General features: G+C 75.7%; 1 pseudogene. It reads right to left on the bottom strand.

What is annotated here, in order from left to right:
* Window positions 1-117 precede the first annotated feature (117 nt).
* Window positions 118-15,483, bottom strand: a pseudogene (locus IW245_RS38420) (SDR family NAD(P)-dependent oxidoreductase); the annotation flags it as partial.
* Window positions 15,484-15,582 lie beyond the last annotated feature (99 nt).

Raw genomic sequence — 15,582 nt, 5'->3', positions numbered from 1 at the left:
GTCGACCACGACGCACCGCGTTCCGGGGGCCTCGTTTCCGTGTGCGGTGGGGAGGGGTGGGCCGGGGTCGGAAGGCTTCCGCCCTCCGACCCCGGGACAATCCCTCGACGCCTGGCCTCAGGCCTCCGCGGTGGTCTCCCCCAGGCGCCCGATGAGGTAGCCGGTGAGCGCCGCCGGGGTCGGGTTGTTGAAGACCGCCGCCGGGGTCAACGCCGTGCCGGCGTGGCTGCTGAGTCGCCGGGACAGCTCGAGCGCCATCAGCGAGTCCAGGCCGATCTCGAACAGGCCCCGTTGGGGCTCGACCTGCTCGTCCGGGCTCAGGCCGAGGACGTCGGCGAGCTGTACCCGCACCAGGTCCAGCATCGTCTTCTCCCGTTCCTCGCCGGTCTGGGCGCCCAGCAGCTCGGCCCACCGGCCGGCGGCCTCCCGGCCGGTCGACGCCGGCGACGCCGACCGCCTGCGGGTCCGGACCAGCCCGCGCAGCAGCGGGGCCACGGCCCGGCCGGGTGCCGGGGCCGCCCACAGTTCGGGCCGGCCCGGGACCGGGAACGGCTCTCCGGAGTCGATCGCGGCTCTCAGCGCCGACATCGCCGTCGTGTCCCCGTCCGGGCCGGTGGCGGCCACCAGCACGGGGGCGCAGGCGCGGCGGTGGGAGGCCAGGGCCCGCACGTACCCGTCGACCGCCCCGGTGGCCGCGTGGTGCGCCGGTCCGATCAGCCCCGCCGCCGACGTGACCACGGCGAAGAGGGCGAGACTGTGCTCCGCGGTGAGATCGGCCAGGTGCCGCAGTGACGCGGTGCGCGCGTCGAGGACGGCACTGAGCCGGTCTGGATCCAGCTCGGCGAGCGGGGTGTCGTCCGGCAGGCCCGCGGCGTGCACGACCCCGACCAGCGGGTGCTCGGGCACGATCGCGTACAGCAGGTGCCGCACGGCGTCGCGGTCGTCGGCGTCGCAGGCCACGACGGTCGCCGTCGCACCGAGCGCTGCGAGTTCGTCGACCAGTGCCGCGGCACCCCCGGCATCCGGACCGCGCCGGGAGGCGAGCACCAGGTGGCGCGCGCCGTGCTCGGCGGCCAGGTGCCGGGCCACGCGTGCCCCCGCCCTGCCGGTGCCGCCGACGATCAGGACCGTGCCGTCGGGATCGAGCGCGGCGACCGGTCGGGCGGCGGGGACCGGCACAAGCCGGGGGACGTGGACCCGCCCCGACCGCAGCGCGGCCTGCGCGACGCCCGCGGCGAGCACCTGGCCGAGGCCGGCGTCCGCGCCGTCCACGAGGACGAACCGGTCGGGGTACTCGGCCTGGATGGCACCGATCATCCCCCAGACGGCGGCAGCGGCAGAGTCGAGCACCCCGGAGGCGTCCAACGAAACCGCGTTCCGGGTACGCACCACCAGCGCGCGACGCTCCAACTCCGGCTCGTCCAGCCACGCCTGGGCGACGCCGAGGACACGTCGGCAGGCGGCAGTGGGCTCCTCCCCCTCGGGGACGTCGAGCAGGGCGGTGGCCCCGTCCAGCGCCGACGGGTCCGCGCCGAGGTCGAGAACGGCGTCCTCGCTGTCGGCGGGAACCGTCCGGGCGGGGGCAGTCTCGGCGGTGACCGTCTCGGCCGGGCCGGCGGCCGTTTCGAGAACGATCCACCCGGTCCGCAGCGCACCACCGCGCCGGGCAGGCCGCGGCTCGCCCGCCGGCCGGACGGTGATCCGGCCGGCGGTGAGAACAGGCAGACCCGTGTGGTCGGCCACCGTCAGCGCCAGGCCGCCGTCGACCGGACGCAGCCGGACCCGCAGCGACGTGGCTCCGGTCGCGTGCAGCTCGACGTCCCGCCAGGAGGCCACGGTCTCCCGTTCCCGGAGACCGGTGGCGTGGGTCGCGGCGTCCAGCAGGAGCGGGTGGACGCCGTAGCCGGCGCCGTCCGCGCGGAGGTCGTCCGGCAGGGCCAGCTCGAGGAAGGTGTCCTCGCCCCGCCGCCACACCGCGCGCACGCAGTCCGGGACGTCGCGGCCGGTGTCGAGCCGCAGTTCGGACAGGGCCACCTGGTCGGCGTCGGCCGGCGGCCAGGCGGAGGGGTCATCCCAGGACCCGGCCGCGGCGAGGTGGTCCCCGGGGCCGGCCACGGCGAGCCCGTCGCCCGGCCCGGTCGTGGCGGCCGTCGGCGAGAGTTCCCCCGTCGCGTGGCAGGTCCAGACCGCACGGTCACCGTCTCCCGAGGCGGGCGCGGACCGCACGGTCACCGGCCGTCTCCCGGACGCGCCTGCGCCGTCGACGCTGATCTGGACCCGCACCGGCACCCCGGGGTCGAGCACCAGGGGCTCTGCGAGGTCGAGCGCCGCCAGGGTGCCGCAGTCCAGCTCGTCGCCGGCCCGGATGGCCAGCTCGACCCAGACGGAGCCCGGCACCTCCCCCGTGCCCCGGGCGATCCAGGGCTGGTCGTGCGTGGAGAGCCGTGCGACGGCGAGCACGCCGTCGGACTGCGGCAGGTCCACCATGGTGCTGAGCAGCGGGTGGTCGGAGCCGGTCAGCCCCAGGGCCGCGTGGTCGACGGCGGCACCGCCGCGCAGCCAGAAGCGCTGGTGGTCGAACGGATGGGTGGGCAGGTCCCGGCACAGCTCGCGCCACGGGGACCCGTCGCGCGGGACGGCCACGGTCCAGTCGACCGGCAGGCCGACCGCGAACGCCTCCGCCAACGCCGTCAACACCCGCCGGGGGCCGCCCTCGTCGCGGCGCAGCGTGCCGAGCACCGCGGTCTGCCAGCCGCCGTCCCCGACGACGTCGAGGATGGACGGCACCAGGCCCGGGTGCGGGGACACCTCGACGATCGCGCGCACGTCGGCGGCGATCGCACGGATGGCCGTGTCGAGCTCGACCGGCAGGCGCAGGTTCCGGAACCAGTAGCCGGCGTCGAGGATCTCGTCCGGGCCGATCCAGCGGCTGTCGACCGTGGAGTAGAACCGGCAGGGCCCGACGAGCCCGCGCGCCGGGCGCTCGCCGATCCCGTCGAGCTGGGCCAGCATCGGCCGCTCCAGCTCGTCCATGAGGAAGGAGTGCGACGCGTAGTCCAACTTCAGCCGCCGGAACCAGATCTCCTGGTCCGCCGCCATGGCGGCGAACTCCTCGACGGCGGCGATCTCGCCGGAGACGCCCACCGTCGAGGGACCGTTGACCGCGGCGATCTCGAGGCGGCCCTCGCAGCCGGCCAGCAGCTCCAGCGCCCGTTCGCGGCCGACGCCCACGACGAGCATTCCGCCGGTCGGGGGCAGGTTTTGGGCCAGCCGGGAGCGCACCACGCACACGCGGAGCGCGTCCTCGACCGAGAGCAGCCCGGCCACGCACGCCGCGGCGACCTCGCCCTGCGACGACCCGACCACCACCTCGGGCGATACCCCGGCACGGGCCCAGATCTGGGCCAGGCCGGTCATGATGACGAAGCCGGTGGGTTGGATGACGTCGATCCGGGACAGGTCGTCGCCGCCGCCGAGCGCCTCCTCCAGCGTCCAGTCGCAGTCGTACTCGGCGAGCAGGTCCTGGCACCGTCGTACCCAGGCCCGGAACTCCGGCGAGTGCGCCATCAGCTCGCGGCCCATGCCGATCCACCCGCCGCCCTGGCCGGGGAAGACGAACGCCGCGCCGGTACCCGGACCGGACCGGCCGGTGACCACGTCCTGGTCGGGTTCGCCGGCGGCCAGCGCGCGCAGCCGGCCGACCAGTTCGTCGTGGTCCGCGGCGAGCACCGTGGCGCGCGCCTGGTGGATCGCCCGGCCGTACGCGAGGGCCGCGGCCAGTCGGGGCAGGGGCGCCCGTCCGCGCTCGACGGCGTCGGCCAGCCGGGTCGCGACGGCGGCGAGCCGGGTCGGGTCGCCCGCCGACAGGACGAACGGCAGGAGGCCGTCCGGGTCGGGCTCCGGCGCGTCGCCGCCCGGTCGCCGGGGCGGTTCCTCCAGGATGAGGTGGGCGTTCGTGCCACTCGCCCCGAACGCCGACACCCCGGCGCGGCGCGGGCTGTCCGGGCGGGTCGGCCACGGCCGGGCCTCGGTCAGCAGCTGGATCGTGCCGCTGGACCAGTCGACCTCCGGGGTCGGGGCGTCCACGTGCAGGGTCGCCGGCAGCGTCTCGTGCCGCAGCGCGAGCACCATCTTGATCACGCTCGTGACGCCCGCCGCCGCCTGGGTGTGCCCGACGTTGGTCTTCACGGAACCCAACCACAGCGGCCGGGCCGGGTCGCGCCGGCCGTACGTCGCCAGCAGGGCCTGCGCCTCGATCGGATCGCCCAGCCGGGTACCCGTCCCGTGCGCCTCCACGACGTCCACGTCCGTGGGCGAGAGCCCGGCGACGGCGAGCGCCCGCTGGATCACCCGCTGCTGCGCGAGCCCGTTGGGGGCGGTGAGCCCGTTGGACGCGCCGTCCTGGTTGACCGCGGAGCCGCGGACGACCGCGCCCACGGTGTGGCCCTGCGCGTCGGCGTCCGCGAGCCGCTCGAGCAGCACCACGCCGACGCCCTCGGCGTTGCCGGTGCCGTCCGCCGCCGCCGCGAAGGCCTTGCACCGGCCGTCGGTGGCCAGTCCGCCGTTCTTGGCGAACTCGACGTACGCGCCCGGCGTCGCCATCACCGTGACGCCGCCGACCACGGCGAGCGAGCACTCGCCGTTGCGCAGGGCCTGGATGGCCAGGTGCATGGCGACCAGCGAGGAGGAGCACGCCGTGTCGACCGACACGGCCGGCCCGGTGAATCCGTACACATAGGACACTCGCCCGGAGGCGACCGAGACCGCGCCGCCGGTGCCGCGCAGGCCGTCGGTCTGCGCGTCGCCGCCGTACATCCCGTAGCCCTGGCCCATCACGCCGACGAACACGCCGACGTCCTTGCCGCGCAACGCCGCCGGGTCGAGGCCGGCGTCCTCGAACGCCTCCCACACGACCTCGAGCAGCAGGCGCTGCTGCGGGTCCATGGCCGTCGCCTCGCGCGGGGAGATGCCGAAGAATCCGGGGTCGAACTCGGCGGCGTCGGTCAGGAAGCCACCGGCGCGGACCGGCACGGTGGACAGGTCCCAGCCCCGGTCGGTCGGCAGCGGCGAGAGGCCCTCCCCGCCGCGGGCCAGCAGGTCCCAGAACTCCGCCGGATCGTGGACGTCGCCCGGCAGCCGGCAGCCGACCCCGACGACGGCGATCGGCGTGCCCGGGTCCACGGCCACCGGGGCCGCCGACACGGTGGGAGCGTCGTCGCCCGTGAGCCGTTCCCGCAGGAACCGGGCCAGCTCGCGCGGGGTCGGGTAGTCGAAGACGAGGGTCGCCGGCATCGCGAAGCCCGCCGCGGCGCTCAGCCGGTTGCGCAGCTCGACCCCGCCGAGCGAGTCCATGCCCGCGGACTGGAACGCGGCGTCCGGCGCGATGTCCTCGCCCGAGGAGTAGCCGAGGATCAGGGCAACCCGGGCCCGGACCAGCGCCAGCAGGCTCTTCTCCTGCTCCGACTCGGACAGGCCGGCGAGCGACCGCGCCAGGTCACCGACGGCGGCCTCCCCGCCGGCGCGGCGGCGGACCCGGACCAGGTCCCGCAGCAGCGGCTGGACCGCTCCGCCATTGGCCGCGTCGGCGCGCGCCGCGGCGAGATCCAATTTGATGGGTACCAGGAGCGCCTCGCCGCTGTCCACGGCGGCGTCGAGAAGCGCGAGCCCCTCCTCGCCGGCCAGCGGCGACACGCCGGCGCGGCTCATCCTGGCCAGGTCCGCCGCGCCCAGGTGGCCGGTGATGCCGCCGTCCTGGGCCCACAGGCCCCAGGCGAGCGAGACGCCGGGTCGGCCGCCCGCGCGCCGGGCCGCCATGAGCCCGTCCAGGTAGGCGTTCGCCGCGGCGTAGTTGGCCTGGCCGGTCGAGCCGAGCAGGCCGGCGGCGGAGGAGAACGCGACGAACGCCGCGAGGTCCAGGTCGCGGGTCAGCTCGTCCAGGTGGCGGGCCGCGTCCGCCTTCGCGCCCAGGACGCCGGCGAACCGCTCCGGGGTCATCGCGGCGAGCAGGCCGTCGTCGAGGACGCCGGCGGTGTGCACGACGGCGGTCAGCGGGTGGCCGTCCGGGATCGCGGCGAGCAGACCGGCCACGGCGTCGCGGTCCGCGACGTCGCAGGCCAGTACGGACACCGTCGCGCCCAGTGCTGACAGGTCCGCGGCGAGCGCGTCGGCGCCGTCGGCCGCCGGTCCGCGCCGACTGACCAGCAGCAGGTGCCGGACGCCGCGGGTGCGCACCAGGTGGCCCGCGACGAGCGCGCCGAGCGACCCCGTGCCGCCCGTGACCAGGACCGTGCCCTCGGGGTTCCACGCCGCGGGTTCCGTGGCCAGGGGTCCCGCGAGCGCGAGACCCGGGATCAGGAGACCCGTGGCGCGCGCGGCCAGCTGCGGCTCGTCGAGGGCCAGGGCGGTCGCGACGGCGGGCCCGGCGTCCAGGCCCGGCTCCACGTCGAGGAGCAGCACCCGGCCCGGCGTCTCGGCCTGGACCGCGCGGACCAGGCCCCACACGGCGGCCGAGGACACGTCGGTGACCGTGCCGGTCCCGACGTCCACGGCGCCCCGGGTCACGACGACCAGACGGGTACCGTCCGGGGCGTCGCGCTGCCAGGCCTGGAGCACGGCGAGCACGTCGGCGAGCAGCGGTTGCGGGAGCTGGCCGGTCGGCACCTCGTACACGGCTGCGTCCGGCGCGCCGGTGAGCGCTGCCACGTCCGCGGCGTCGGTCACGCCGATCGTCGTCGGCCGGCCGGGCGGCGCCGCCGGGATGGGCGCCGGGTGCCAGGCCAGCCGGAACACGGCGTCGGACGTGGGGCTGGCCCCCAGGTCCTCGGGCCGGACCGGCGTCGCCGTGAACGACCGGGCGGACAGGACCGGCATGCCGGCCTCGTCGGTCGCCGCGACGCTCCACCGGTCCGCGTCGAGCTGGGTGAGGCGGGCGCGCAGTCGGCGGGTACCGGTGGCGTGCAGGACGACCTCGTCCCACCGGGCGGCGACCGTACCCGGGGCCGCCACCGCGCGGGTCACGGCGTCGAGGAGGACCGGGTCGAGACCGAACCCGCCGGCCTCCGCCTCGTCGGGGAGGGCCACCTCCACGAAGGTGTCCCCGCCGCGGCGCCAGAGCCCCGACAGCCCGGCGATGTCCGGATCCGACTCGACGCTGTCGGCGCCGGCCGGCGGCCACGGCTCGTCGGACCCCGGCTCGGCGAGGGCGGCGGCGCGGGCGGCCAGGGTGCCTGCGGCGTGCCGGGTCCAGGTGCTCTGACCGTCGCGGGTGGCGTACACCGCGACCGGACGGGTGCCGTCCCCAGCGTCCGCGCCGACGACGATCTCCACGCGTACCGTGGCGTTCGGTTCCACGACCAGCGGCGCCTCGAGCGCCAGCTCGCGGACCACGCCGCAGCCGACCTCGTCGCCGACCCGGACCGCGAGGTCGACCAGCGCGGCGGTCGGCATCAGCACGACCCCGTGCGCGCGGTGCCCGGCCAGCCACGGGTGGGTGGTCAGCGACAGGCGGGCCGTGCCGATCACGCCCCCGGTGTCCGGGACGGCGACGACGGCCGACAGCAGCGGGTGGTCGACGTCGACCTGCCCGAGGGCCGCGGCGTTGACGGCGCCGGCGGTGGACGTGAGCCAGTAGTGCCTGCGGTCGAAGGCGTAGGTCGGCAGATCCACGACGGGGGCGTCGACGGGTACGAGCCCCTGCCAGTCCATCGGCACGCCCCGCACGAACAGCGTGGCCATGGCGGTGATCACGGTGTGCGGCTCGGCCTGACCGTCCCGCAGCACCGGCACGCACACCGGCTCGTGCCCGGTCCCCGCCGCCGTCTCCAGGATCGCCCCGGACAGGCCGGCGCCGGGTCCCAGCTCGACGAACAGCCGGCCGCCCTGCTCGAGCGCCGCGCTGACCCCGTCGGCGAAGCGCACGGTGCGGCGCACGTGCTCGACCCAGTAGCCGGGGTCCGTCAGGTCGCCGTCCTGGTGGGCGACGATCCGGATCCTGGCCGGCCGCCAGGTCACGTCGGCGATCGCCGCGCGGAAGTCGGCGAGCATCGGGTCCATCCGGGCCGAGTGGAACGCGTGCGACACCGGCAGCCGGTGCACCTTGCGACCCTGTGCCCGCAGCGCCTCCACGGCGGCGAGCACCCCCTCCTCGTCGCCGGAGAGCACCACGGACGAGGGCTGGTTCACGGCGGCGAGACCGACGCCGGAGCCCAGGAACGGGCGGACCTCGTCCTCCGTCGCGGCCACCGCGGCCATCGCCCCGCCGGTCGGCAACGCCTGCATGAGCCGGCCGCGGGCGGCCACCACGGTCGCCGCGTCGTCCAGCGACAGCATTCCGGCGACGTGCGCCGCGGCGAGCTCGCCGACCGAGTGGCCGAGCAGCAGCCGGGGCCGCACGCCCCACGACTCGACGAGCCGGAACAGCGCGGTCTCCACCGCGAACAACGCGGCCTGGGTGTAGACGGTCTGGTGCAGCGCGTCGCTCCCGGGACCGCCCGGCTCCGCGAACACGACGTCGCGGACGGACGCGTCGACGAAGCCGGCCAACCGCTCGTCGAGGCGGGCGCACGCGTCGTCGAAGGCCGCGGCGTACACCGGGAACCGGTCGTGGAGCGCGCGGCCCATGCCGAGCCGCTGCGCGCCCTGGCCCGGGAACACGAACACCAGGGACGCCGCCGCGCCCACGGACACCGCGCCCACGGCCGTGCCCTGCGCGGCGTCGCCGGCGACCAGCGCGTCGAGTCCTGCGAGCAGGGCGTCACGGTCCGCTGCGGCGACCACAGCCCGGTGGGCGAGCAGGGCGCGGTGGCCGACGAGCGTGCGGGCCGTACCCGGAAGAGAGAGTCCGTCGGCCACGGCGGCCCGCAGCCGGCCCACCTGCCCGGCGAGGGCGGTCGCGCTCTGCGCGGACAGCACGAAGGGCCGCACAGTGTCCGGCGTCTCGGGCGCGGGCCCGGCGACGACGTCGGCTGGCACCTGCTCCAGGATCAGGTGCGCGTTCGTGCCGCTGATCCCGAACGACGAGATGCCCGCCCGGCGCGGCCGGTCGACCTCCGGCCAGCCGCGGCCCTCGGTCAGCAGCTCCACCGCGCCCTCGGACCAGTCGACGTGCGGCGTGGGCTCGTCGACGAAGAGGGTGGGCGGCAGCGTGCCGTGCCGGATGGCCTCCACCATCTTGATGACGGCGGTCACGCCCGCCGCGGCCTGGGTGTGCCCCAGGTTGGACTTCACCGAACCGAGCCACAGCGGCCGGTCCGCCGGGCGGCCGCGACCGTAGGTCTCGATGATCGCCTGCGCCTCGCTCGGATCGCCGAGCGTGGTACCCGTGCCGTGCGCCTCCACCACGTCGACCTCGTCCGGACCGATCCCGGACGCGCCGAGTGCCGCCCGGATGACGCGCTGCTGGGCGAGGCTGTTGGGCGCGGTGAGGCCGTTGGACGCCCCGTCCTGGTTGATCGCCGAACCGCGGATCACGGCCAGGGGGCGGTGCCCGTTGCGGCGCGCGACGGACAGCCGCTCCAGCACGACCACGCCGACGCCCTCGGACAGCACGGTGCCGTCGGCCGCCGCGGCGAACGCCTTGCACCGGCCGTCGGCCGCCAGGCCCCGGGCGCGCGAGAAACCGGTCAGGCCGACCGGGGAGCCCATGACGGCGACCCCTCCGGCGAGGGCCATCTCGCACTCGCCCTGGCGCAGCGCCTGGGCCGCGAGGTGGATCGCGACGAGGGACGAGGAGCACGCGGTGTCCACGGTCATGGCCGGGCCCTCGAGACCGAACACGTACGACACCCGGCCGGACGCGACGCTGCCGGCCGTCGCGGTGGTGGTGAACGCCTCGAACTCGGCGGGGACGTCCGCCAGATCCCCGAGATAGTCGTGGATGGACATGCCCGTGTACACGCCGACCCGCTCGCCGCGCAGCGAGGACGGGTCGATGCCCGCCGTCTCCAGCGCCTTCCACGTGGTCTCCAGCAGCAGCCGCTGCTGCGGGTCCATGGCCGTCGCCTCGCGCGGCGAGATGCCGAACAGCGCCGCGTCGAAGTACCCGGCGTCGTGCAGGAAACCGCCCTGCCGGATGTACGTGGTCCCGGCATGGTCCGGGTCGGTGTCGAAGAGATTCTCGACGTCCCAGCCGCGGTCGTCCGGAATCCCGGACATGCCGTCGCGGCCCTCGGCGACGAGGTCCCAGAACTCGGCGGAGGTGGTGATCCCGCCGGGCAGCCGGCACGCCATCCCGACGATCACCACCGGGTCGTCGCCCACCGGGGCCGTCCGGTCGGGGACCGGGAGCGCGGGCGCGGCGGTGCCGTCGACCGATCCCCGCACCTTCTCGATCAGGTGCGCGGCGAGCTGCCGCGGCGTCGGGTAGTCGAAGATCAGGGTCGCCGGCAGCTTGACGGCGGTCGCGGCGGTCAGCCGGTTGCGCAGCTCGACCGCTGTCAGCGAGTCGAACCCGATGTCGCCGAAGCGGTGGGCGTCGGCGGACGGGTCGAGTTCGGTGAGGCCGAGGACGGTGGAGACCTCGGCCCGCACGAGGTCGAGCACAAGGTCGGTCTGCGCGTCGGGGGAAAGGCCGGCCATGCGGCGGCCCAGCGCGCCCTTCGCCCCGTCGGCGCCGGCCTGCGCCGCCCGCCTCGGCAGGCGGACCAGTGCCCGGAACAGCGGGGGGATCGTGCCGTCGGCACCGGCCTCGGCCCGGACCGCGCCGAGGTCGAGACCGATCGGCACCAGCAGCGGGTTGCCGGCGCTGATCCCGGCGTCGAAGCTGGCCAGTGCCTCAGCCGTCGGCATCGCCCGCACGCCGCCCCGGCTCATCCGGGTCTTGTCGACGTCGGCGAGCTGACCGGTCATCCCGGTCGCCGGGCTCCACAGCCCCCAGGCCAGCGACACGGCGGGCAGGCCGGCGGCGGCGCGGGCGGACACGACCGCGTCGACGTAGGCGTTGGCCGCGGCGTAGTTGCCCTGGCCGGCGGAGCCGAAGACGCTCGCGGCCGAGGAGAACACGGCGAAGACCTCCGGCGCGCGTTCCCTGGTCAGGTCGTCCAGCAGGCGCAGCGCCTCGGCCTTCGGCGCGAAGACGCTGGCCAGGCGGCGCGGGTCCAGGGCGCCTATGACGCCGTCGTCGAGCACCCCGGCCGCGTGCAGGACCCCGGTCAGCGGGTGGTCGGACGGAATAGTGTCGAGCAGCGCCGTGAGCGCCGCGCGGTCGGCGACGTCGCACGCCGCCACCTCGACCGACGCGCCCAGGCCGGTCAGCTCGTCGACCAGCTCGGCCACGCCCCCGGCCGCCGCGCCGCGCCGGCCGGCCAGGATCAGCCTGCGGACCCCGTGCTCGCGCACCAGGTGCCGGGCCAGCAGGGCGCCGAGCACGCCGGTGCCGCCGGTGATCAGCACGGTGCCGGCCTCGGCGAACCCTGTCGCGACGGCCGGCTCGGTCAGGCGCGCGCGGGCGAGCCGCGGGGCCAGTACCGCGTCCGCGCGCACCGCGACCTGCGGCTCACCGGCGGCGAGGGCCGCGGGGAGCGACCCGTCGAGGTCGGCTCCCGGTTCGACGTCGATCAGGAGGAAGCGGTCCGGGTGCTCGGCCTGCGCCGAGCGCACCAGCCCCCACGCCGCAGCGCCCGCCGGGTCGAGGACCGGCCCGGACGCCGGCACCGCGCCGTGGGTCGCCACGACCAGGGGCACGGACGCGAGCACCGGCTCCTCCAGCCAGGCCTGCAGCACCCCGAGCACCCGGCCCAGGAGCGGCAGCGGCTCTGCCCCGGGAGCGAGGTCCAGGATCGCGAGGTCCGGCAGCGGATCGCCGAGGTCCTCGGCCAACGCCAGCCGTACGACATCGCCGGAGGTCTCGACGGACACCCGGTTCCCCGGTGCGCCCGCGACCCCCGACGGCAGGCGCGTCCAGTCGACCTGCCACAGCACGTCCGGGACCCGCCGGTCCGACGGCGACGGCAGGTCGGCGATCGGCAGCGAGACCAGGGACTCCATGGTCAGGACCAGCGCCCCGGTCTCGTCGGCGGCGTCGAAGGACAGCGCGTCCGGGCCGCACGGCGCGACCCGGACCCGGAGCGCGCCGGCACCGGCCGCGTGCAGCCGGACGCCGTTCCACGCGAACGGCAGGACGTTGCGGTCGTCGGTGCGCTGGTGGAAGGCGTTCGCGTGCAGGGCGGCGTCGAACAGCGCCGGGTGGATCCCAAATTTGTCCACATCGTCGAGGTGCCCGACGGGCAGCGCCGCCTCGGCGAAGATCTCCTCGCCGCGCCGCCACACGGCGGTCAGGCCGGCGAACGCCGACGCGTAGGCGTACCCGCGGTCGGCGAGCCGTTCGTAGAAGTCGTCGATCACCTCGCGGACGGCACCGGGCGGCGGCCACTGGCCGAAGTCGAATCCGCTGCCCGAGGTCTCCGCGTAGGAGTCGGACAGCAGACCCGAGGCGTGCCGGGTCCAGGCGCCCTCGCTCCGTGCGCTGTGCACCTCCACCCGCCGGCGGCCGGAGGCGTCCCGTCCGGCGACCGCGACCTGGAGCCGGATGGACTCGTCCGCCGGGAGGACGAGCGGGGCCTCGATGACCAGCTCGTCGAGGACCCCGTAGCCGAACTCGTCGCCGACCCGGATCGCCAGGTCGACGTAGGCCGTACCGGGCACGAGCACGTTGTCCTGGATCTGGTGGCCGGCGAGCCACGGATGGGTGGCCAGGGACAGCCGCGAGGTGCAGACCAGGCCGTCGGTCTGCGGAAGCTCCACCACCGCGCCGAGCAGGGGGTGGTCGCTGGTCGTCTGGCCCAGCGACTCGGCGCCCGCGGCGGTGCCGGGCATGGTGATCCAGTACCGCTGGTGGTCGAACGGGTAGGTGGGCAGCTCGACCGGTCCAGCGGGCGGGCCGGAGGGCAGGAGCGCCGACCAGTCCACCGGCACGCCGCGGACGAAGACCTCGGCGGCCGAGGTGGCCAGTCGGGCCGGCCCGTCCTCGTCCCGGCGGAGCGAACCGACCGCGAGGACGTCGGCGTCGAGTTCCACGCCGATCTCGGTGACCGCCGGCAGCAGGACGGGATGGGCCCCGAGCTCGATGAAGATCCGGTGGTCCCGCGCGATCAGGTCGCGGACGGCCGGATCGAAGCGGACCGGTTGGCGCAGGTTGCGGTACCAGTAGTCGGCGTCGAGCGCGTCGTCGTCCAGCCACCGGGCCTCGACCGTCGAGTAGAACGGCACGCGCGGGGTCGACCGCGCCAGTCCGGCCAGGTCGGCCAGCAGCGCGGACCGCAGACTCTCCACGTAGTGGCTGTGCGAGGCGTAGTCGACCGGGATCCGGCGGAACCGGATCTCGCTGTCGGCGACCTGGGCGCCGAGTTCGTCGAGCGCGGCGCCCTCTCCGGCGACGACCACGGCGGAGGGTCCGTTGAGCGCCGCGACCTGGAGACGTTCGCCCCAGGGCTCGATCAGTGCCCGCACCGCGTCCTCGGGCAGCCCGATCGACACCATGCCGCCACCGGGGGGCAGCAGTTCGGCGATCGCCTGGCTGCGCAGGGTCACCACCCGGGCGGCGTCGGCCAGGGACAGCACGCCCGACACGCAGGCCGCGGCGATCTCACCCTGCGAGTGGCCGACGACGGCGTCCGGCACCACGCCGAGGGACTCCCAGACCGCGGCCATCGCGACCATCACCGCGAAACACGCCGGCTGTACGACGTCCACGCGGTCGAGGTCCGGGCCCTCCCCGCGCAGGACGTCCACCAGCGACCAGTCCACCCACGGCTCGAACGCCTTCTGGCACTCCCCGATCCGGGCGGCGAAGACCGGTGAGGTGTCCAGCAGTTGCCGGCCCATGCCCACCCAGTGCGTGCCCTGCCCGGGGAACACGAAGACCGTCTTTCCCGGTCCGGTGGCCTCGGACACCCCGGCGACGGCCGCGGGCCCGGTGCGGCCGTCGGCCAGCAGCTCGAGCCCGGCGCGCAGCTCGTCGAGCGTCCGGGCGACGACCACGGCCCGCCGGCTCATCACCGCGCGCTCGGTCGCCAGGGCGCGGGCCAGGTCACCGAGCACGGTGTCCCCGGCCACGGTGTCGCCCAGGCGCAGGGCCAGGGTGGCCAACGCCGTCGAGGTCTTGGCCGAGACGACGAACGGCAGCGCGGTCTCCGGCGGGGTGGCCACGGCCTCGACCCCGGCTTCGACCCCGGTCCCGGCGGCGGCGGGGGCGGGGGCCTCCTCCAGGATCATGTGGACGTTGGTCCCGCTGGCGCCGAACGCCGAGACGCCGGAGCGGGCCGGCCGGCCGGTCTCCGGCCACGCGCGCCCCTCGGTCAACAGCTCGACCGTTCCCGGCGACCAGTCGACCTGTGGGGTCGGGGCGTCGACGTGCAGGGTCGCCGGCAGGTACCGGTGCCGCAACGCGAGCACCGTCTTGATCACCGCGGCCGCGCCCGACGCGCCCTGGGTGTGGCCGAGGATCGACTTGACCGAACCCAGCAGCAGGGGCCGGTCCGCGTCCCGGCCACGCCCGTACGTCGCGAACAGCGCCTGCGCCTCGATCGGGTCGCCGAGAGTCGTCCCGGTGCCGTGCGCCTCGACGGCGTCGATGTCGTCCGGGGACAGGCCGGCGGCGTCCAGGGCTGCGCGGATGACCCGCTGCTGCGCGGGTCCGTTCGGGGCGGTCAGGCCGTTGGACGCGCCGTCCTGGTTGACGGCGGAGCCCCGGATCACGGCGAGCACCCGGTGTCCGTTGCGCTGCGCGTCGGAGAGCCGCTCGAGCAGCACCACGCCGACGCCCTCGGCCCAGCTGCTGCCGTCGGCGGCCGCGGCGAACGACTTGCACCGCCCGTCGAACGCGAGGCCGCGCTGCCGGGCGAACCCAACGAACCCACCCGGAGTGGACATCACCGTGGCCCCGCCGGCGAGCGCCATCGTGCACTCGCCCCGGCGCAGCGCCTGGGACGCCAGATGGATCGCGACCAGCGAGGACGAGCACATCGTGTCGACCGTGACGGCGCCGCCCTCGAGGCCCAGGCAGTACGCCACCCGGCCGGACGCGATGCCGCCGGCGCTGCCGAGCGCGCGCTCCAGGCTGAGGAAGTCCTCGGCCCCCGCAATGTCCGGCGCATAGTCCTGGTGCACGATCCCGGCGTAGATGGCGGTGTTGGTGCCCCGCAGGCTGTCCGGGTCGATCCCGGCGCGCTCGATCGTCTCCCAGCAGACCTCGAGCAGCTGCCGCTGCTGCGGGTCCATCGCGGTCGCCTCCTGCGGGGAGATCCCGAAGAAGCGCGCGTCGAACTCGGCGGCCTCGCGCAGGAACGCGCCCTGGCTGACGTAGGTGGTGCCGGGGGTGTCCGGGTCCGGGTCGTAGAGCCGCTCGAGGTCCCAGCCCCGGTCGTCGGGGAACGGCGTGTACACGTCGACGCCCTCGGACACGACCTTCCACAGGTCCTCGGGTCCCGTGATGCCGCCGGCGAAGCGACACCCCATCGACACGATGGCGATCGGCTCGGTGGCCGCGGCGAGCAGTTGACTGTTCTTCTGCTTCAGCCGCGCGGTTTCCTTGACCGACTCACGCAGAGCCCTGATGAGATCATTTTCCGACGTACTCACGTCGATCCT

This window comes from Longispora fulva (assembly GCF_015751905.1).
Classification (GTDB): Bacteria; Actinomycetota; Actinomycetes; order Mycobacteriales; family Micromonosporaceae; genus Longispora; species Longispora fulva.
Note: the sequence above shows the minus strand (reverse complement) of the source record. Positions and strands in the feature narration are given on the sequence as shown.